This window comes from Desulfosporosinus sp. Tol-M2 (assembly GCF_059735615.1).
On the sequence record NZ_JCAIJG010000103.1, the window covers coordinates 1 to 19,325 of the forward strand.

18 protein-coding genes and 1 pseudogene are annotated in these 19,325 nt (G+C 42.2%); 5 read left to right on the forward strand and 14 right to left on the reverse strand.

Annotated features, from left to right (window positions below; translation table 11 throughout):
* Nucleotides 1–124 precede the first annotated feature (124 nt).
* Entirely contained in the window at nucleotides 125–1,810 is a 1,686-nt protein-coding gene (locus AC6I5A_RS07385) for an IS1634 family transposase (protein WP_034613662.1), read from the reverse strand.
* 114 nt (nucleotides 1,811–1,924) lie between these two features.
* The gene (locus tag AC6I5A_RS07390) at nucleotides 1,925–2,848 is read right to left on the reverse strand and encodes a Druantia anti-phage system protein DruA (protein WP_052167954.1); all 924 of its coding nucleotides are present in this window, start codon (nucleotides 2,846–2,848) and stop codon (nucleotides 1,925–1,927) included.
* Between the two features lie 242 nt (nucleotides 2,849–3,090).
* On the opposite strand from AC6I5A_RS07390, the gene AC6I5A_RS07395 reads away from it, so the two are divergent.
* Both AC6I5A_RS07395 and AC6I5A_RS07400 read left to right on the forward strand, forming a co-directional pair.
* On the forward strand, nucleotides 3,091–3,963 hold the full coding sequence (locus AC6I5A_RS07395) for a DegV family protein (RefSeq protein WP_034613665.1): 873 nt from the start codon (nucleotides 3,091–3,093) through the stop codon (nucleotides 3,961–3,963).
* A gap of 384 nt (nucleotides 3,964–4,347) precedes the next feature.
* Nucleotides 4,348–4,920 (forward strand): annotated as a pseudogene (locus AC6I5A_RS07400) (transposase); the annotation flags it as partial.
* 767 nt (nucleotides 4,921–5,687) lie between these two features.
* Here the strand turns inward: AC6I5A_RS07400 and AC6I5A_RS07405 are convergent.
* The 5 genes from AC6I5A_RS07405 to AC6I5A_RS07425 form a co-directional block, all read right to left on the reverse strand.
* The gene (locus AC6I5A_RS07405; protein WP_034613667.1) at nucleotides 5,688–6,713 is read right to left on the reverse strand and encodes an NAD(P)H-dependent glycerol-3-phosphate dehydrogenase; all 1,026 of its coding nucleotides are present in this window, start codon (nucleotides 6,711–6,713) and stop codon (nucleotides 5,688–5,690) included.
* Nucleotides 6,714–6,743: 30 nt separating this feature from the next.
* Complete coding sequence (locus tag AC6I5A_RS07410; protein ID WP_497900591.1) at nucleotides 6,744–7,199, reverse strand: CDP-alcohol phosphatidyltransferase family protein; 456 nt, start codon at nucleotides 7,197–7,199, stop codon at nucleotides 6,744–6,746.
* Nucleotides 7,200–7,238: 39 nt separating this feature from the next.
* Nucleotides 7,239–8,009 carry a putative ABC transporter permease gene (locus tag AC6I5A_RS07415; RefSeq protein ID WP_497900580.1) on the reverse strand — a complete coding sequence of 257 codons (771 nt, stop codon included), beginning with the start codon at nucleotides 8,007–8,009 and terminating at the stop codon, nucleotides 7,239–7,241.
* A gap of 22 nt (nucleotides 8,010–8,031) precedes the next feature.
* Nucleotides 8,032–8,496, reverse strand: coding sequence for a DegV family protein (locus AC6I5A_RS07420; RefSeq protein ID WP_034613671.1), 465 nt, complete (start codon nucleotides 8,494–8,496; stop codon nucleotides 8,032–8,034).
* An 88-nt stretch (nucleotides 8,497–8,584) separates the two neighbouring features.
* Nucleotides 8,585–9,967 (reverse strand): radical SAM protein, encoded by a 1,383-nt coding sequence (locus AC6I5A_RS07425; RefSeq protein WP_034613674.1) that lies wholly within the window; start codon nucleotides 9,965–9,967, stop codon nucleotides 8,585–8,587.
* Between the two features lie 184 nt (nucleotides 9,968–10,151).
* Between AC6I5A_RS07425 and AC6I5A_RS07430 the strand changes: the two genes are divergently transcribed.
* The 3 genes from AC6I5A_RS07430 (at nucleotide 10,152) to AC6I5A_RS07440 (ending at nucleotide 13,115) form a co-directional block, all read left to right on the forward strand.
* On the forward strand, nucleotides 10,152–11,198 hold the full coding sequence (locus AC6I5A_RS07430) for a hypothetical protein (RefSeq protein ID WP_497900581.1): 1,047 nt from the start codon (nucleotides 10,152–10,154) through the stop codon (nucleotides 11,196–11,198).
* Entirely contained in the window at nucleotides 11,188–12,276 is a 1,089-nt protein-coding gene (gene ytvI, locus AC6I5A_RS07435) for a sporulation integral membrane protein YtvI (RefSeq protein WP_497900582.1), read from the forward strand. Before AC6I5A_RS07430 ends, ytvI begins: the two co-directional genes overlap by 11 nt.
* An 83-nt stretch (nucleotides 12,277–12,359) precedes the next feature.
* Nucleotides 12,360–13,115: a prolipoprotein diacylglyceryl transferase gene (locus tag AC6I5A_RS07440; RefSeq protein ID WP_034613680.1), complete on the forward strand. Its 756-nt coding sequence runs from the start codon at nucleotides 12,360–12,362 to the stop codon at nucleotides 13,113–13,115.
* Between the two features lie 40 nt (nucleotides 13,116–13,155).
* On the opposite strand, the gene AC6I5A_RS07445 is transcribed toward AC6I5A_RS07440, so the two are convergent.
* The 7 genes from AC6I5A_RS07445 to AC6I5A_RS07475 all read right to left on the reverse strand — a co-directional run bounded on the left by AC6I5A_RS07445 (nucleotide 13,156) and on the right by AC6I5A_RS07475 (nucleotide 19,324).
* Nucleotides 13,156–14,256 carry an Mbeg1-like protein gene (locus tag AC6I5A_RS07445; protein WP_034613684.1) on the reverse strand — a complete coding sequence of 367 codons (1,101 nt, stop codon included), beginning with the start codon at nucleotides 14,254–14,256 and terminating at the stop codon, nucleotides 13,156–13,158.
* 105 nt (nucleotides 14,257–14,361) lie between these two features.
* The gene (gene dhaS / locus AC6I5A_RS07450; RefSeq protein ID WP_052167955.1) at nucleotides 14,362–14,952 is read right to left on the reverse strand and encodes a dihydroxyacetone kinase transcriptional activator DhaS; all 591 of its coding nucleotides are present in this window, start codon (nucleotides 14,950–14,952) and stop codon (nucleotides 14,362–14,364) included.
* Nucleotides 14,953–15,067: 115 nt separating this feature from the next.
* Nucleotides 15,068–15,589 (reverse strand): HD domain-containing protein, encoded by a 522-nt coding sequence (locus AC6I5A_RS07455; protein WP_034613687.1) that lies wholly within the window; start codon nucleotides 15,587–15,589, stop codon nucleotides 15,068–15,070.
* A gap of 28 nt (nucleotides 15,590–15,617) precedes the next feature.
* Nucleotides 15,618–17,306, reverse strand: coding sequence for an ABC1 kinase family protein (locus AC6I5A_RS07460; protein ID WP_497900583.1), 1,689 nt, complete (start codon nucleotides 17,304–17,306; stop codon nucleotides 15,618–15,620).
* Between the two features lie 149 nt (nucleotides 17,307–17,455).
* On the reverse strand, nucleotides 17,456–17,794 hold the full coding sequence (locus tag AC6I5A_RS07465) for a phasin-related domain-containing protein (RefSeq protein ID WP_034613692.1): 339 nt from the start codon (nucleotides 17,792–17,794) through the stop codon (nucleotides 17,456–17,458).
* 15 nt (nucleotides 17,795–17,809) lie between these two features.
* On the reverse strand, nucleotides 17,810–18,391 hold the full coding sequence (locus tag AC6I5A_RS07470; RefSeq protein WP_034613695.1) for a TetR/AcrR family transcriptional regulator: 582 nt from the start codon (nucleotides 18,389–18,391) through the stop codon (nucleotides 17,810–17,812).
* A gap of 234 nt (nucleotides 18,392–18,625) precedes the next feature.
* Nucleotides 18,626–19,324, reverse strand: coding sequence for a JAB domain-containing protein (locus AC6I5A_RS07475; protein ID WP_034613696.1), 699 nt, complete (start codon nucleotides 19,322–19,324; stop codon nucleotides 18,626–18,628).
* Nucleotide 19,325 lies beyond the last annotated feature (1 nt).

Below are 19,325 nucleotides of genomic sequence, written 5' to 3' on the forward strand. Positions count from 1 at the left end.
ACTGCATTAAAACTAGCAAAGCAGTTTAATTCTGAAGTGGAACTTTTCCATGTTACATCTCATATTCAAGAAAACACCGGGGATGATTTTGAATGTTTTAATATGGTAATTTTAACGATTCGACCTATACGCTATTCCAAGCAAAGGCTGATTCTGGTATGCCTAAATAACGAACGATCTTCGCTTGGCTGTCGTTGAGTGGTTCAAGTAACCTTCTTACCGTTTTCCCATTATCAATATAGTACTGATACAAGATATTATAAAATATCCGCAGGATCATCAACTGTGTCGGCTGTTTTTTGATCTTTTTTCCAGTGCCAACGACCGTTTCATTTTCTTCCTTTAAACCTTTCCTTACCACTTGTTCCATCACTGAGAGTATCATAATGGTTAATAGAATGAGATAGGCCAGTGCTTCAACCCTTTGCGGCTTGTCAAGGTAAAGTGAATTGACAAAATGCGGATTTTTCAATTGCTGAAATCGTTTTTCCACATTGCTTTGGGTCTTGTATTCCAGAAGCATGGCCTCCGCAGAAAGTTCAAGATCATTACTCGCTAAAATAAACGTACTTTCCTTACGGATATGCTCTTTGATTAAGGTACCGTCTTGTTGACAGGCAATATAAAGCTGGTAATCAGTGGTCATCAGATTTTTTGATGGATCCAGAGACGGACGACCCCGCCGCTTTTTTTCCACAGATTTCGTTGTTACGTTGATGCTGTGAAAGTTAGCCTTTAATAGCTTTTTATCTTGTATGAGCGCTATTTCCCGCTCTGCATCTTCTACACATGCAAAGATTCGTTTTTGATAGTTCCTGATCTCGCGATCGAGACGATCTTTTTCGGTCTGAACCTTTTTCTCAGTGCTCTTGACCTTGGCTGGCTCAAGAGCAGTGGAGTAGACAACCGCATATTTTAAGGCGTGTCCTTGATAGACTCCTGTGCTTTCCTCGACAACGTACCCCACATCCTTGTTGTGAGCATTCCGGTAAACAACCTTCTTGCCGTTTTCACCGAACCCTTTTTCAATAAGTGCCTTTGCTTCTTTGACATTATCCGGCATCCGGGTAATAAACTTCATTTTCGCTGCTTTCATCTTTTGGATGTTATCTTTACTAAACAAGGCACTGTCGGCAATATAATAAAAATCGCTCTTGTCGACATGAAGCCTGTCCAAAAGTTCCGCTGCGTCGGCGATATTCTCCTGGTTAAAAGTCTTGTCGTCGGCATTTCCTGATAACACTTTAGCATCTACAATGGTTCCGTCTCCTGTCCCTATAGCCAGCTTAATTTGCTTTTTATCGGGTCGACGGTCTTTGCTGTGGCCAAAATCAATGGTTATCACTCCGGTCTTACCTTCTACGGTTTCATAGTCTCCCCACATCACAAACGATGTGGTGTCATAGTTGATGTTCTTGATTCGTATTCCATAGCTCAGCAAAGCGTTGGCACAGATCTCCGAAAAGATCTTACGGCACCCTGCCTCATAGAAGACATCCAGAAAATATGCAAAGCGGTCGTCTTTAATTTGTTCCTCTTTCACTGGAAAGTGAAAAATACCTTCCAAATCCTTGGTGCAATAGTAATCATTCAATTGATACAGGGGCTTGTACCCTTCTTCTGCCATTGGTGCCATTAAAATCATGGCTTCAATACCAGGAGGAATATCCATGGGGCGACCTGTTGCCTTTTCCATATGTTTATTAATAATTTGTGGCAAGCCTATCTTTTCACACAATCCAACAAAAAGTTGAAAACGGCCATCCGTATAGGTTCGCACACTCTTCAAATCAATTTTCTCTAGTTGCATGATACATCTCTCCTCACTTTGGCAAGCGGTTTTAAAAATATCATACTACACTGTTTGAAGTTTGTCCAGTGCTACCATATTGTGGACGGTGTGAAGCGTGAAAAGTCTTGCTTTTTAGGCATCTGAGCTATCTCCCTGTCCTGATTTAACTCTTAATTTCCCTCGAAAATCCTTAACCAAAGGGTAAACGAAAATCTTTTTCGGGCTGGAGAGATATTGCGTATTACGGTCCATCCTACCCCGGCCTACCGTTTCGCCGATGAACATCCAGTTCGCTGCCTTGTAACAGGTACCCCTGTATTTCGCTGAATCCACAAAGGTTTCGAGTAAAACCGGTTTATACCCATAGCGTTCCTGCCAGTCGTAGCCAATCTGTTTAACTGCCATAGACAAGACTTTACTGGCAAGATTCTTAATTTTAATCCAAGGAAAAATTAGAAAGCGGGTGTTATTTACTACTAAGTGCAGCCTTTGACTTCGATCGCCCTGGCTCCAGCCAATCCAGTTATCCCGTTCGGCCAATGCCCAAGCAGAGGCGGCAAATAACAGACAACCCACACGGTGGTATTCTGAACCGGTCTGTGACACGATAAAATACCTTTGATGGGCACCAAATGGACGCTTATATCCTAGCACGTGATAACGCATAACATACTCGTTCCAGAGGCGGACGTCCTCTATCTTACGTACAGCTTCTAGGTGAATGGGCTCAAACTGAGAAAGCGTGCCTACAAATGAGTCCCTAGCATCAGTGCGTACACTTGGGATAACTGTGTTCTTACCTGGGAGGGTTTTCCGCAAGTCTGGCAATCTCAGCGCACCTTGTGCTTCTAATTTAATCAAGAGTTGTCGGCAAGCATCAATCTTATACCGACCGTTAGGAGCAATCCAATTTAAATTCTCGCAAATTGTTAAGCCCAATTCCCGCTGACTAAGAAGGGGAAACATACGCACCGTTTCCTGAATATTTTGCAGTTCTAGAACTGTAAATTCCCTACCGCACAATAGCACTGGATCTTCGTCAAATATATTCAACATAGCGGGTCCTCCTGAATCTTACATTTTGCCCACACTATTGTCTCATACCAGGGTAGGTTTGTCCAGTACGACAAAAAAATTACCATTAGTCGCTAAGATCTTGCCGCATCTATTAGTTTATTAGGGTGCCCCATAAATCCTGAATTGGGATTTTCTGTTTTCTTGAATATGAGTTATAAGCTAAAAATTAGCTGTATTTTTCAAGGTGAAGTGTCAAAAAAAATATTATGGGAGAAATCTATATGAAGATAAAGATTATTACTGATTCTAATTTTGATCTACCAAAAGAATATCTTAGGAAAAATGAATTAGTTATTGTGCCTTTTACATTTCATATTAAAGGTAAAAGCTATACTGATGACTTAGGTGAGTCAATGGGCTATAAGGAATTTTATAATGAAATACGTATGGGGGAAATGCCTACAACCTCTCAAATTACACCTTTTACCTTTGAAGAAATTTTTAGAAAATATATAGTAGAAGGATACTCAATTATTTATATTGGTTTTTCTTCCGCCTTGAGCCACACATATATTAACGCTCTAATTGCAAGAAGCATCATTATGAATGAAAATCCAAATGCGGATATTGTGGTGATTGACTCCAGAAGTGCTACGATAGGGCAAGGATTAATTGTTTATTATGCATGCGAAATGCTCAAACAAGGAAAATCAAAGGAAGAGATAATTACTTGGGTTGAGAGCAATAAACTTAAAGTCAATCATTGGTTTACGGTAGATAACTTGAATCACCTAAAAAGGGGAGGGAGAATTTCGAGTACGACTGCCGTTCTTGGAACAATAATAGAAGTTAAACCAATTCTTTTTGTCGATAATCAAGGGGGACTTACCTTTGCAAAAAAGGTTAGGGGCAGAAAAAAATCTCTTAATGTCCTAGCGGAAGAACTGCAAAAAAGAATTATTAATTCTGAGGAGCAAATTATTTTTATCTGTCATGGAGATTGTTTCGAAGATGCAGAGTTTCTTAAAAAGATAATCATTGATAAAGTAAATGCAAAAGACGTTATAATTAATTATACGGGACCCGTAGTAGGATCGCATACCGGTCCGGGTATGCTGGCTGTCATGTTCCTGGGTCAAAACAGGACTGCTTAAGAACTAGTCGTTGTACTGATTCTTAAACAGATAGTCAGTATCAGTCAGCCCCATGCAAACCAGGCTCCGTTTTCCTTTTTATTATTTTTTAAGAGGCAGTTTGGGTGGTCTTTTTGCTTGGCCCGATAAGGGTTGAAACAATTTGTTCTACATTTGTAAAGCCATACCCATCCTGTGGGCGCCACATAGTTACCATATTTTGTTGTACTGGAAGAAGCTACACAGCGTAAGTATTTAACCTCGGCGATAATAGGGCCTTTTGCTCCTTCCGCAAGGATGATCCGCTTCCAGGGGATGGTTTCATCTTTGGCATAGCTCTCTATGTGTATGAAATTGATTTGCCTTGGATTTTGATAACATTGTTAAGTGGAGCAGGTGAGCCAAATGATTCAACCACAGCAAACACTGATCGTAAGTCCATATCTTGAACTTTATAACTTGGTTATTCCCAAGGATAACATGCTGCGATAAATTAACGAATTATTTGACTTTTCCTGTGTGTATGAGGAGCTAAAAGCGAACTACTGTTTGGATAACGGAAGAAATGCGATTGATCCGATTCGGATGTTCAAGTACTTGCTGCTCAAAGCAATATGTGAGTTATCCGATGTTGATATCGTTGAGCGGTCTAAATACGATATGTCTTTCAAGTATTTTCTTGGTATTGCACCGGAAGACCCGGTAATAGACGCCAGTTCGTTAACCAAGTTCCGAAAGCTACGGTTGAAGGACCTGAATCTGCTCGACATGCTGGTCAATAAGACCGTGGAAATTGCAATCGAAAAGGGCATTATCCAAAGTAAAGCGATCATTGTCGATGCGACACATACAAAAGCTCGTTACAATCAGAAGTTCCCCCGAGAAATCTTGCAGGACCGATCCCGAAAACTGAGAAAAGTCGTCTACAAGGTCGATGGGTCCCAGAAAACCTTGTTTCCGGCGAAAAATACAAGCGATATACGCTTTAATAGGACATACCCTATACCACATTCTGTTTCGGTTCCATCGTTTTACGGGCTTATCCGGCAGACGGCGGCTGATCGTCCTCATAGGAATTTCACCTCCCCCCATACTGACAGGCCGCCCCCATTGCCTGCGACGGTTTGTGAACGCTCGGACTGTGGCTGGACGGAAGTATCATTATCCCTCCGTATGTTTCACCTTAAATGCAACCGGCATTTATCATTGCACGGGTATTGATCGCTCGCACCTTACTTTCATCCAATCCATGACAGCAGGGATACATCGGCTGTAATCCGGACTGACGCCGGACAGGTGGTCTTGGCGTACCTGCAATCTGGCTTCCCTTTTCAGGGCATACGGGGAACGTGCCGGAAAGACACCTATTCACTTATCAAAGACCATAAGGGGGAAGCTTTCTTGCCCTCTCGCCCTATACATTAAAATGAGAAAGACGAAATACAGGGTTTTGGAAAAATAATTTTTTAATATTGTCTTCCTTTTAATAACAAAAGCTGTTGTTTTTCCTTCGTATCCAGCAAAAAGCGACAATGAAAAGGCGTAGGCTGCAAGGTTTTCCTTGCAGCCTACGCCTTTTCGACATAGCACTCTATATGCAATTATTCAGTTATCTTGCATAAAAGCTAATTGTAGTCCTGCAAGGACACAGAATTTACCTCCAATAAATTAGTTACTTTATAATTCAACAGTGAGGTTTTTACTCCAGCACGTCCGAGAAACACGTCAAAGCTTAATCCACTTGGCTAAGAAGGTGGATTCATCACAATTTTTTCGACCTCATGCGTACGTTGACGTAGCATCAGATCCATGACCGCTTCTTTGGTGTCTTTTTTATTAAAGAGGACATTGTATGTTTCCTCGCAGATAGGCATAGCGACCTGATAAACATCCTTCATGCGATAAGCTGCCTGGGTAGCCCTCACACCTTCCACAACCATACCCATCCGCTCCAGGACTACATCCAGGGGAACCCCTTGCCCAATCTGGATACCGGCACGATGATTACGGCTGTGCATGCTGGTGCAAGTTACGATTAAGTCACCCACACCCGTCAGTCCTGCAAAGGTCAGCGGGTTCGCTCCGGCCGCCACACCTAAACGGGTGATTTCCGCCAAACCCCTAGTGATCAGTGCCGCTTTTGAATTATCACCATAGCCCAGACCTTCCGTGATTCCAACAGCCAAGGCGATGATATTTTTCAAAGCTGCACCCAATTCGATTCCCACCAGGTCAGGGTTTGTATAGACCCGAAAAAGCGGAGACATAAAGAGATCTTGTACTTTTTCAGCTACTTGGCGAGTTTTAGCGCCCACCACTACAGCTGTGGGGACGCCACGTCCGACTTCTTCGGCATGACTGGGTCCGGATAAGACAGAAATATGAGTGTTTTTACCGCTGAGCTCTTCTTCAATCACCTGAGACAAGCGCAGTAAGGTCTCCGTTTCTATCCCCTTGGCTACGTTGATAACGATACAGCCAGGCTCTAAAAAACCGGCAATTTTATGTGTTACTTCCCGTACGATATGAGAGGGCACAGCCAGTACAACATTTTTTGCTCCGGCAAGGGCTTTCTCCAGATCGTTGGACACTTCTACTTCCTGCGGCAAAATAACGCCGGGAAGGAAACGGGGATTCTGCCTACTTTCTGCTACCTCATTGATCCCATCCTCTACTCTTCCCCAGAGAGTTACTTTTTTTTTGTTGGATGCCAATGAATATGATAAAGCCGTACCCCAACTACCGGCCCCTACAATCGTTGTTTTTGTCACCAGAATCACTCCTCGCCTTACCTAAAATTTTCACCTTTTCTTGATACAGTAGCTGTATATCAATAAACGCCCTATGTTCAGCTTTACTTTTGCTATAGTGCTGAATATTGGGCTGTTTTTCATTCTTGAACTTTTTGGCAGAAGTAATGTTTTATTTTTAATAATATGTTCAATTCCCGAATACAAGGTCATGCCTACAGCAAGCCAAAGCAAATAATCTCCGATAGGTAAATCGGTGAAAATTGAAAAAGGCCAATTGCGCAGCAAAATAACCGATAGAGCCAACATTTGCAATACTGTTTTTATTTTTCCCGATCTTTCTGCAGCAATGATTATACCGTCTCTAGCCGCAATAGATCTTAAGCTGGTAATTACAAATTCTCTCGCCAGAATTACTATGGCAAGCCCTCCCGCAATACTGCCTAGTTGCACTAAACAAATCAAAGCTGATGTAACCAGAAGCTTATCAGCCAGAGGATCGATTATCTTCCCTCTTTGGGCATATAGCCCCTTAAACGCGAATTTCTAATTCCTGCTATCAGAGCCTAACAAAATGCTTTTAAGCTTTTGCCATGCATCATCATAGTTGATGAATCGCAAGCTTGGGAACGCCCTAATAATTCTTATACTCTGAAACCGACTTAGACTGATTAAAGATTTAATACGTTCGTTATAAAATTCACTTTTTTCAAATTTGTTCATAATAGACTCTTTAAGTTCTCCAGCCTGTTGTGCGTACTGTTTCAAAAATTGGTTTATTGCCAACTGCATCTTTTTCAGTCTGCTGTTCAGAACCAGAAGATGACGCACAGTTATATACAAATCCAGCATGAGAAAAATAAAAATAACGATTGATAAAACAATCTGCCACCAAGAAGGCAGTTGGCCAATCAGGCCTCCGGCAAACGGATGAATATACTTGATAAGCAGCACCGCGAGAACACCAAAAACTACGGCCCCTATAAGACAGACACGTCCTTGGATATTGAACCAGTAATTAGAATAATCCCACCATTTTGCATCAAACAGTTTTTCCAGCAAAACTGCGGTGATATATTCAACCGTACAGGCTATAAGCGTTCCGGCAAAAAACAGAATAATAAGATTGTCTGTTCTCATATCCAACATAAATATGGAAGCTAATGCTCCAAAACCATATACCGGACATAAAGGGCCATTCAAAAATCCACGGTTTACAAGGCTTCGTTCACTTATTGAGCAAATTGCGGATTCATAGACCCATCCCAAAAAGCTATATGCAATAAACCATAAAAAGTATTTTGCTAAAATAAACAATTGATTCATCCTCTTTTTCAGGCTATTTTTCACTGCCAAAGAAGCTCAAAACCACCACGTCAGGTCCGGTATGCGCCCCAATAATTGGTCCTATATAGCTTGCAGCTATATTTTTTAGGGCAAATCTTTGCTCAACTATAGATGCAAGGGTACCTGCATCATCAATGCAGTCTCCATGGCCGATGAAAATCGTCTGCTTCTCCGGGCTAACACAGAATTTTTCCATATGGTCGGCAAACTCTACAAGGGATTTGCGGCGGCCTCGCACTTTCTCTTTCAGGATGAGATGGCCCTCCTTATTAACATGAAGAGAGCGAAGCATCTGATAAAACCTGGAATATCCGAGTTCTCTGTCGTCAGGATAATGACGGTAGCTTTTACCGTCTATTTCAAAACACATAGGTAAAACAGAAATTCCATGGGTCTCAATCAATTCTGTCGGAAGGTCCGATGCGGCATCAGTGAAAATAATAAAATCATTTATCATAGTAAACCCCCTGCACCACGGCAGCCGCTTTTATGGCAAGCGTACGCCAGAATGAGTTTTTGAGACTGGAGGAAAGCGCCGGTTTCTTTCAACCGACGGCCTTTTGAGCCTCATCACCGCATTGCGCGCAACAGGCGCAGTTGTGTGATTCACCCCACAGCCTTTCCGCAGTAACAGCCCATTTCTCAGCGGCATTCACACACTTACCGCTCAAGCTATGCACGTCCTCCGGTTTGACGAAATCAGTCGAGGTCGCACCGGATGCTTCCACCATCGCCGTCAGTCTGCCCGGATTGTCCAGGAGAGGGCAGGGCCGCAGGTGGTTGTCGTTAAAGGGCTGGTTCCTGTGGTACTGTGTGAACAGCGGAGACTGCAGCGCCTTAAGAAGCGTTTTTTCATGAATATTGGAGTCCGAATAATGGATGAACGCGCATGGCTCGATATCCCCATTGGCATTAATATGCAGATACCTGCGTCCGCCAGCGATGCAGCCCTGCACATATTCTCCATCGTTCCAGAAATCCATGGTGAACAGCGGCTTTGTTTGGCGGAAATGACGGATCTGGCGATACATGAACTCGCGCTGCTCGGCGGTTGCCATCAGATCGGTCGCCGCATCCGCCCCCACCGGCATATAGGTGAAAAACCACGCAAATTTCACCCCTTTGTCGATCAAGAAATCAAAAAATTCTTCGCTGCCGATCGCCTCGGTGTTATACCGCGTATAGCAGAGGGAAGCGCCGAAGAGGAGTTTTTTTCGTTTGAGGACCTCCATAGCACGGATAACCGCATGATAAGTGCCCCTGCCGCGGCGGAAATCCGTCGCGTCTTCAAAACCCTCAATGCTAATGGCGGGTATGAAATTCCTGACGCGCAGCATTTCGTCAGCAAACGTCTCATCAATCAGCGTGCCGTTCGTGAACGCAAGAAATTGGCAATCACCGTGCTTTTCACAAAGACGTATAATATCCGTTTTGCGGACAAGAGGCTCTCCGCCGGAATAGTTGAAGAAATATACACCCAGTTCTTTACCCTGCTGAATGATGCCATCCAGTGTTTCATAGCTCATGGACATCTTATTGCCATACTCCGCCGCCCAGCAGCCTGTGCATTTGAGGTTGCAGGCCGAGGTGGGGTCCATCAGGATGGCCCATGGTATATTACAGCCGTACTTTTCCCGGTTTCTCTCCTGTATGGACCCTCCGATGAAGGTTTCATTCAATATGAAGTTATTGAAAAACGCCTTACGCACCCCAGGATCAATGTCTGTCCACATACTGGAAATCAGCTTATACCCGTTGTTGTCCTTATCTTCGATGATCTTGCGGACCGCCTTACGCTGCCCTTCCATTGCGTTATTTATAGCAAGGCGGTCTACCCAATCCATGAGTTTGGGCATATTTTTTTCAGGATTTGAATTTAAGTACGCATATGCCAGCTTCATCCCTGTAGAACCGATAATTTTGTTCATGATGCCACACGCCTCCAATCAAATTTATCTATGGGAAAGTGTAGCATAGAGCATATTTTGAGTAATTAGACAAAAAAAGCATGTGTAAAGATTCTTTACACATGCAGATGTCTGTCAATAGAGCGCCTCCCCGCTTTGGGGTATATTAAATAATGTACTTGGTTATGGAAGGGAGTTGTCGGTGTTGGAGTTGCAGCATAGGCTGATAAGGCGGACAATCAATATAGCGGTCAGCAAAGCTATGGAAGATATGAAAAGCAACACAAACCGCAGCATAAGGAATTTGATTGATTTGGGCCTGCTTTTTTCAACAAGCGAAAATCAGAAATGGTTTTTTAATGCCGCCAAAAAGGTCATTGCCAATCCAAATAATCCTTATAATTCGCTGCTTAAAAGAATGATTTCCGATGTTAACAACGATACGATAAAAAAAGTCGGTCTGAATTTGGGATACAGCAGCCTGGTATATGGGGCCAACAAGCTGAAAAAAAAGCAGGATTATTTAGGGGTTCCTATTCCCTGGCTTCTGATTTTTGATATCTACAAATCCAATGCAGATTTTTTTCATCAGATGGAGCATTTCATAGGGGAAGGGCGGGAACTGGGCATTCACAGCTATATCGCTTGTCCGCACGAAAAGAACGATATACCAACCATATGTGAAATCGCCAAACGGTTTGATGAATGCCTGTTCATATTGAAAGTATCTCCCGGCTTAATTTCGGAGCAAACTGCCAAGTCTCTCGGCAAAATCCATAATATGATGATTTCCGTACAGATAATGGGTACGGATTTTAGCTGTGGAAGTGATAAAACTGCATTCCGGCTATTAAAACAGAACCACTGCTTATATGGCTTCCATGTAAATTATAACGAGGATACTATGAAGCAATTGACTACTCTGGAATATATCCGCTCCGCGATCGGCCTCGGCAATCTCTTCTGCGTATATATCGCCGAAAACGGCGTTTCGGATACGTGCAGGGACGCCGTATATACCTTTGCGTGCAATATAAGAGGGGAAAACGGCCAGCCTTTGATTACGCTGGAATGGTTCCGGGATATGCGGGTTATCAGTGAAAAAATTCTCTCCGGCGACGGCTACCTGCGATTAACCTGGCGGAAAGGGTCTATTGTGAATATATCAAGGCAAAAGATGAGCTTACAAAATCGCTTCTTGGAATACTTCAGAGCACACGGCCCTGTACAAGCTTCTGATCATGTTTTATGACAATAAAAGTATGACCATAGAAAAGAAAAAAAGTTTCATTATTAATTTCATCTACTTTGCCTTGATTATCGCTATTGTATTTATTGTAATAAAATATGTACTTGGCTTATTGATGCCATTTATTATTGGTTTTATAGTGGCTTTGCTTTTGAAGCCGGTAATAAATTTTACATCAGAAAAATTGCATGTTCACAAAAAGGCTGTTGCGGTTATCCTGATTATGCTATTCTATAGTGTGTCGGGCTTTTTTGTATCCTGGATCGGTTTAAGGTTTCTTGCCGAGCTAAAAGATGGTATCATCAAGCTCCCAGAAATATATGCGATGGATATTGAGCCTGCAATTAATGAAATCTTTGATAATGCAGAAAGAATAACAGCCCAACTTGATCCTATGATGGTCCAGGCAATTCAAAATATGGCAGATTCTTTATCTCAATCTGTGGGATCGTTCATTTCCAGTATCTCCTCAAAGACGATTGGGTTCATAGCATCCTCGGCATCTTTTGTACCAGGGCTGTTCCTATCTATCATATTTGCGGTCATTTCATCCCTGTTTTTTGCTATGGATTACAATAAAATTACAGGGTATATTGCTAAGTTGTTTCCGTCTCAAAAACAAAACCTTTTGGCTGAGATAAAAGCTTTTGCCACCGGCATCGGTTTAAAGTATGTCAAAGCTTATGCAATTTTGATGGCCGTAACATTTATTGAGCTTGCAGTGGGGCTCTCTATCTTGAAGGTGGACGGGGCAATTACCATTTCCGCTTTGATTGCCGTCATCGACATACTGCCCGTGCTTGGTACGGGTAGCGTTGTCGTTCCATGGTTCATTATTGAACTTATAAAAGGTAATATACCGCTTGCCATTGGGCTTGCGGTATTATACCTCATCATAATTATAGTCCGTAATATATTGGAACCCAAGTTGGTAGGAAAACAAATAGGGCTGCATCCTCTTGTCATGTTAATATGCATATATATCGGATTAAAGGTCTTCGGATTAATCGGAATACTTGCTCTGCCTGTTACCGTAGTCATAATAAAACATCTTTATGATAATGATTTTTTCAAACAATAGCGGATAAAAAAAGAGTGGGTTTTGAATAATGCCCAGAGTAAAAAACGAACACAGATAGCATTCAATTTTGTGAGGTTATAATCATGTATAACGAAATATTTAATATTGGTTTCATATCAATACACGGCTACGGGCTAATGATAGGGATCGGCATCTTATGCGCTTTGATAACAGCGGGTAAACGGGCAAAAAAAAGAGGGTTTGATGGAGATTTCGTGTATAGTTTAGGAGTTGTAACCCTTATATTCGGATTTATTGGAGCAAAACTGCTTTATTGTTTAGTAGAAATAAATGCCTTTTTCAATGAACCTATGCGGATTGTATCCGGGAGCGGTTTCGTAGTATATGGAGGCATAATTGGCGGCATATTAGCGGCTATGATGTATTGTAGATCAAAAAGAGTTAATTTCTTTCAATACTTTGATTTAACAGCGCCATCCGTAGCACTGGCACAAGGATTTGGTCGAATTGGTTGTTTTCTTGCCGGATGCTGCTATGGACGTGAAACAGATTCCCTCATTGGTATAGTTTTTCACAATTCATCTTTTGCACCTAATGGAGTTAAACTTATACCAACCCAATTGTTTTCAAGTGCAGGAGACTTCTTGATCGCGATAGTATTGTTATTTTATGCTCAAAAAGACCGGAGAACGGGGAAGGTAGGGTCTTTATACCTCATTCTTTATAGTGTGGGAAGATTCATAATAGAATTCTTTAGAAACGATTACAGGGGCAGCGTCGGAATTCTGTCAACATCTCAGTTGATATCTGTAATAATTTTGGCAATTGGCATAGTGATGTTTTCTTGGAAAGAACTACCTTGGGCTAACAAAGAGTGAATGTTCAGCGCATTTTTCAGCTTTACGGGTTTCAGGCTTATTAACTATTCTCCGAGCCCATTTCTCGTATATTTTTACCAGCCAAAGCAAACAGCGCCCTTATGGTTTGAAAAACAAACTTCCTTGTCTCATCGTCAATACCTCTGATTGCGCCAAGCACAGCAACAGCCTTTTGGGGCCAATCTCCGGTCAGATCATAAAATGTTTTGGCATTTGTTGCTTGGATAATCTGAAAAAGAGTATTGACAAACAACTCCCGTTTTTGGTCGTCAAAGGAGTTAATCCATTGGTTTAGCGTCCCGTTCATAAAAAGCGCGCTTTTTTTAACCGATTGAACATATTGAAAATCACTGCCGTCAATTAGCCATGAAAAAGAATCATGCTGCATAAACCAGATGCGATTGCTTTTCACCACAGAATAGTGTTCCTGATTCTGCAATAGCATTCCGATTATGGATGACTGAGGCAAGGTTTTATTGATTCGGTCTTCTATAGTTAAATACTCGTGGCATTGAAAAACTTCATCCCTGAATCCGGGTCCATCGTGGCTAAAGACATGCGTGATCCTCTTTTGAACGGGCTGGCGGCATTTTATCGAGGAATAGACCGCAATATTTCCTCCTTTTGAGTGTCCGCCAATTTTTAATTGGCATGAAATTCTATCGGCAACGGCATTCAGGTAGGCGACGCCTTCTTCCTGCGAGGGAATAGGGTTGATGAATGCCATGTTAAAATCCTCTTTCCATCCAATAACGGTTGAATCGGTTCCGCGATAAGCGATATAGGCTGAACAGTCATCCAGCAAAAACGTAATGGCTGAGAAATGCTTCTCAGTCTTGTTGTCTATTTTATTGACATAAAAAACCATTTTCAAGTCACGAAACATTGAACTGTTTGCCAGCGCAAAGAATAGATGCCGGTTGTTTTTACTGTTCCATGTATCACGAAACAGCATATCCAGGTTTTCCTTGCTTGCTATTTCTTTTATGCTTACCGGCGTCGCGGTATCAAATAAACCGGGTACGAACTTATCAAAACGCAGATACGCCAATTGGGATAAAACCAGGCTGTCAGCCGCGTTAAATTTTCTATTTTTAAAAGTATCACTTTCTTCTATTGCGTAATCAATAATATTTTTCATACTACCTGCTCCAATTTCAGTTTGGGAATGCTTTACAGGCAGTGCAGCTTTCACATTGCTAAAATCTGATTACTGACAAATAAAAAATAATGGGCTGCCATATAATCATTCCGGTTTGGTCGGATTTTCCGTGGCGATCCCTTCACTTTGGCTTTCCAGTTCACAAAGAATGCTTCCGTCAAATAAGCTGCGCATTTTCATTACATACTCTGCCGGATCATCTTTCATGCCATTGTCGGCCCACCGCACAATCAGACCGACAAAAGCAGTGGAAATAAATTCGACAATAAATCCCCATTTTTCTTCTTCAAATTCTGTGTTTTTGATGCTCTCTATTACAGATATCGAAATATCGCGGATGTAATCATGCAGATATTCCTGAAAAGAATTTTGCCCGGTTGTGTTAAGAGCGTTGATATAGAACGTCTTATTTTGCCGCATATAATTGCACAAATCTGTCAGGCCATCCATCCAATGCTCCACTTTGTTATAGGAGCTCATAAAACAGGCGGTCTCCGTATAATAAATCCAATTCATAAGATCATACTTATCTTTGAAATGATAATAAAATGCTTGCCTTGTTAGTCCGCAGTTATCCACAATATCGCTGACGCAAATCTTATTAAAAGCTTTCGTTGCCATTAACCCTTTCAATGAATTGGCAAGGGCTAGTTTCGTTATATTCGAATCAGACATTTAAGCCGAGCCCCCCCCAAAGTAATCCGAGAATTCATCTTATGCTGTATCCGTCTGACGTAATTCACTATTGCCGTTTTCGGTTTGCTTTTTGATCCTTTCTAAGGAAGGCGCATTAACAGCACAATAGGCTTTGCAACCTGCGCACATTTTTTCTTTCTCCAAAATTGAAGGTTTCCATAAATGCACAATATTTATCTATCGCGGCCACAATGTATGCTTCCTTATATTTGGGCGGTGTTACTGTCAAAGGCCACATGTGTTTTCGGATTATATCCTGTTCCACTTTGTTTAAATGGAAATATTTATTCGCATTCTGCAAAGCGACGTGAGAATGCGTCAGGCCATGCAGCCCCTTATACGGTTTTTCAAGATGCCAGTCGTACAGAAAGAAATCGTGTAGCAACCCTCCTCTGGCCGCCGAACGATAATCAAGCCCCATCCGCCTGCAAACAAGATAGCTGCTGTACGACACATAAAGGCTATGCTTTAAACAATTGATGTCGCTGTGTTGGATATAATTTCCCATCGACCGGACCATTTCATGGTTGATCAGCCCGCTTATACAGTCCATGTATTCCGCATCAGCGAAGGAATCCGGTTCCAGTCTTAATTTTGAAATGATCCAGCCGTTCATTTAATATTGCTCCTTTTATGCGTTATTTTCAGTTTCTTGACCTGATCATGGAGATCACCAGTACCAAAACAATAATAGCCGCCGATGCCAAACCTACTTTTAAGACGGTAATATTGAAAAAATACATTTCGCTGCTTCTATCCGCACTAAGGCCGGAGCTTATCAGGACTCCGGCGATGATAATGCTTACGGCAAGCAAAATCAGACTGAAGGATATCCTGTTGAAAATTCGTTCCAATCGCCTTTGAAGTTTATCTATCTCTTTCATCTCAAATTGAACGGCAAAGTCCGCATCTGCCGCTTTATGCAGAAGGCTTTGCATTGCGGCCGGGAATTCGCTCAACAGATTCCAGTAATCTAATAAGCTCTTTTTTATTCCGCTTCCCATTCGCTCGACTGAAAGCGACTGATAACGCAGCTCTTTAGCGATAGGTTCCGCGATAACAAGGGCGTTAAGATCCGGGGCTAATTTTTCCAACAGTCCTTGAAGAGTTGTCAATGTTTTGGAAAGCAAAGCAAATTCACGGGGTGTTTTTACATGGTTCAAAAACGCAATATGAAAGATTTCCTGGAGCAGCTGATCAATTTTCATCTCGTTCATAGGCATCGTTAGGTACTTTTCGATCAGCGCATCGATGTCTTTTTCAAAGCTTTTCACATTGCTTCGAGAAGTTGCGGCCTCCATAGCAAAAATGGAGTTGACCACCATTCGACTGTCTTTGAAGGCAACCCCGATAAAAAAATTTGAAATCGCTCTTTTCCGGGATTCGTTGAGGCAACCTACCATCCCCAAATCAAGAAATATGATGGCGCCGTCCGGCATGACCTGAATATTGCCCGGATGCGGGTCCGCATGAAAAAAACCGTCTCTGAGTATTTGATTGCATATGGAGGCGGCAAGCCTCCCGGCGATCTTTCTCCGATTAATGCCCGCCAGATCCAAGGCGGCAGAATCGCTGATCTTGATGCCTTCAAAATACTCCATGGTGAGAACCCGCTTTGTCGTATATATCCACTTCACTTTCGGGACTGTTACGCCTTCGTCCCGGCTGAGATTAAGCCTGAAGGCATCCGCGTTTTCCCCTTCTTTGGTAAAATCCAGTTCATTTTTAAGCGTGTTTTCAAAATCCGCCACCATACCGCTAAAATCATAAATCTCCCCGTATTTTGTGTGATGGTCGAGAAAGTGTGCCATGTCTTTCAAAATGTTTAAGTCCAGATCTATGAGTCTTTCTATTTCCGGCCTCTGAACCTTTACGGCCACCTGCTTTCCCGAAATCAGTCTGGCGCGATGGACTTGGGATATGGATGCCGCGGCTACAGGCACCTCGTCAAATTCTTTAAAGATATTTCCCAGCGCGTCATTAAATTCCGTTTCAATGAGCGTCTTTACCTCAGAAAAAGGAAACGGCTGCACCGAGTCTTGCAGCTTTTTAAGCTCTTCAATAATATCAGCCGGTAAAATATCCCGTCGTATGCTTAAAATTTGTCCCAGTTTAACAAACGTCGGACCCAGTTCTTCCAAGGCCATCTTCAGCCTTCTTCCTGCTGAAGCTCCGGCCGTGTCAGGTGCAGTTCCGACGTCTGAAATTCTATTTTTGGACCTTAAAGGATAAGGAAGCCTAAGTCGCTTTACAAGCAATCCAAAACCATGTTTTGTAAAAACAGCAATGATTTCTTTATATCTTCTGGCACGAATGCGCCTGTAATTCATCATATCAACTCTATCCCGCGATTCCGCAATATTTAAGCAGAGGGGAAAGGAGGCACTTCTATCGTTTCATCACATAGCAAAAGCATATTTAGATTGATTTGCCCTTTTTCCTGAGCCTGCTACTTTTCCGGCATTCTGAACATTTATCCCCTTTACTTGGCGCCCTCGCTTTTGAAAAATCCTTGTTCCCGGAGTACTTGCAGCAGTTGTTCTCTGACAATTTCTCTGATTTCATCTTTTGTAACAAGGTCTTCTTTTCTCGCCACATTTACATGATCCAGAGCCTTGGTGACCTCACCCTGAATCAGCTTTTTCAGTTCTTCTCTCTGTTCCTCGCCTCTTTGCATAAGCTCGCTCGCAAACTGCCGGGCGTCTTTTTTGGCCACCTCGCCTCTGCCGACCAGTTCCTCAACCACTTCCTCCACTTTTTCCCGTGAATACAATAAAAGCCCTAATCCTAAGTTGATTGTCTTTTCAAATGCGTTTGACATAATACACACTCCCTCTTAATTTAATAGGCTCTCTGCCAAATTTAAGGATTCAAAGGCGCTGTCCCGGTCGGAACCGAGTATTATTTGAATAGATGTTCCGATCAAAGCGCCAAGAACTAATTTAGCTACCGTTTGAGGAGAATATCCAGGATATCTTTCATTGATTTTTGTGTAGGTCAATAGGTTTCTTTCAATAATCTTCGTCAGTTCAGTAAATAAGCTGTCCAGTTGTTCTCTAAAAGACGGAATCCATAGAGCCTGCGCTATAAAATCAACAAAAAGTTTCAAAAGCTTTGGTTTATCCCTGATCAGTTCCTTAAAGAACCGCACGAGGGACGCGAGCTTCTCTTGCTCACCCGTGACAGATTCCAAATTTCCTTCTATTTCATGTAAATATTGGAGTGTCATCATATTGATAACTTCAATGAACAATTTTTCTTTATTCTTATAGTAGTATGTTACTTGGCTTAACGCGACTCCGGCTTCCCCGGCAATATTTCGCATGGATACATTGGCATAGCCTCTTGTGGAAAGACATTCAAAGGCCGTTATAAGGATTTTCTCAGATGGGTTTGTTTTATCGGTCTTTTGCTGCATGTGGCACCTCCAAGATATTGGTCGTACGTACGTCCTAATTCTATCATAATTATTTTAACAATGTCAAGTAACCCAGCATTGATAAATAGCTGTACAGGGAGGAAACGTACCTCTTTGACATAACGCTGACGAAAATGATTGATAAAGTTTCTTTAAAAAAAGACCGCTCGGCTATACCGTTTAGGTATTGCCGAGCGGTCTTTTTGGTATCGCACTATATTTAGAGTTCCGCCCTTAGCGGGTATTTTGAAATCTATTTCGCTTTTCTGCTATGGGTATTGCGCCTAATGCAACCGGTTCATAATTTGCTGGATCTTTGCAGTAGTCAGGCATGCTTCCTCTGTCTGCCATAGAAGAATAGTTTCCACCACCCACAATAATGTGATCCAAAACTTTGATCTCTAAAGGATGGAAAATATCCACAATTCTATGGGTCAACGCTTTATCTTCCGGGGAAAAATTCCGGGAGCCTCCGGGATGGTTGTGGGCCAGAATGACCGCATTGCAATCACAGGCCAAGGCGTACTTTAATATTTCTCTTGGATAAACGGCTGTCTGACCAACAGTTCCTTCTGACATGGTTTTTATTTCGATTACGTTATTGCTCCTATCTAAAAAAGCGACCATAAATCGTTCTCTATCCTTCATTCCGCTTAAGAGGGCGTAAAAATATTGGCCTGCAGCGGTTGATGAATTGAAGGTAATTTTTTCATTGTTCTCATAGATTTTTAAAAGGTTGTAGGAGGCAATGAACTCGTTGAGCAGTCCGATCTTTTCGAGCTGCTTTTCATTTGGGTCCATAATGCGGGGATGCTCCAAGATGTTAAAGGGGTTGTTTTGTTTTACATACTGCTGAACCTTTTTGTAGGGCAGACCTGTTAAAGTTGTCAGCCCTTTTAGAAATTTCTCGGTATGCCGTGTGTCTGGCCTCATA

What these genes read in the sequence shown, in the direction of transcription:
- AC6I5A_RS07390 (WP_052167954.1), bottom strand. Translation starts at nt 2,848, where the DNA reads ATGTTGAATATATTTGACGAAGATCCAGTGCTATTGTGCGGTAGGGAA.
- AC6I5A_RS07445 (WP_034613684.1), bottom strand. Translation starts at nt 14,256, where the DNA reads ATGAAAAATATTATTGATTACGCAATAGAAGAAAGTGATACTTTTAAA.
- dhaS (WP_052167955.1), bottom strand. Translation starts at nt 14,952, where the DNA reads ATGTCTGATTCGAATATAACGAAACTAGCCCTTGCCAATTCATTGAAA.
- AC6I5A_RS07395 (WP_034613665.1), top strand. Translation starts at nt 3,091, where the DNA reads ATGAAGATAAAGATTATTACTGATTCTAATTTTGATCTACCAAAAGAA.
- ytvI (WP_497900582.1), top strand. Translation starts at nt 11,188, where the DNA reads ATGTTTTATGACAATAAAAGTATGACCATAGAAAAGAAAAAAAGTTTC.
- AC6I5A_RS07475 (WP_034613696.1), bottom strand. Translation starts at nt 19,324, where the DNA reads ATGAGGCCAGACACACGGCATACCGAGAAATTTCTAAAAGGGCTGACA.
- AC6I5A_RS07385 (WP_034613662.1), bottom strand. Translation starts at nt 1,810, where the DNA reads ATGCAACTAGAGAAAATTGATTTGAAGAGTGTGCGAACCTATACGGAT.
- AC6I5A_RS07420 (WP_034613671.1), bottom strand. Translation starts at nt 8,496, where the DNA reads ATGATAAATGATTTTATTATTTTCACTGATGCCGCATCGGACCTTCCG.
- AC6I5A_RS07470 (WP_034613695.1), bottom strand. Translation starts at nt 18,391, where the DNA reads ATGCAGCAAAAGACCGATAAAACAAACCCATCTGAGAAAATCCTTATA.
- AC6I5A_RS07465 (WP_034613692.1), bottom strand. Translation starts at nt 17,794, where the DNA reads ATGTCAAACGCATTTGAAAAGACAATCAACTTAGGATTAGGGCTTTTA.
- AC6I5A_RS07460 (WP_497900583.1), bottom strand. Translation starts at nt 17,306, where the DNA reads ATGATGAATTACAGGCGCATTCGTGCCAGAAGATATAAAGAAATCATT.
- AC6I5A_RS07455 (WP_034613687.1), bottom strand. Translation starts at nt 15,589, where the DNA reads ATGAACGGCTGGATCATTTCAAAATTAAGACTGGAACCGGATTCCTTC.
- AC6I5A_RS07440 (WP_034613680.1), top strand. Translation starts at nt 12,360, where the DNA reads ATGTATAACGAAATATTTAATATTGGTTTCATATCAATACACGGCTAC.
- AC6I5A_RS07425 (WP_034613674.1), bottom strand. Translation starts at nt 9,967, where the DNA reads ATGAACAAAATTATCGGTTCTACAGGGATGAAGCTGGCATATGCGTAC.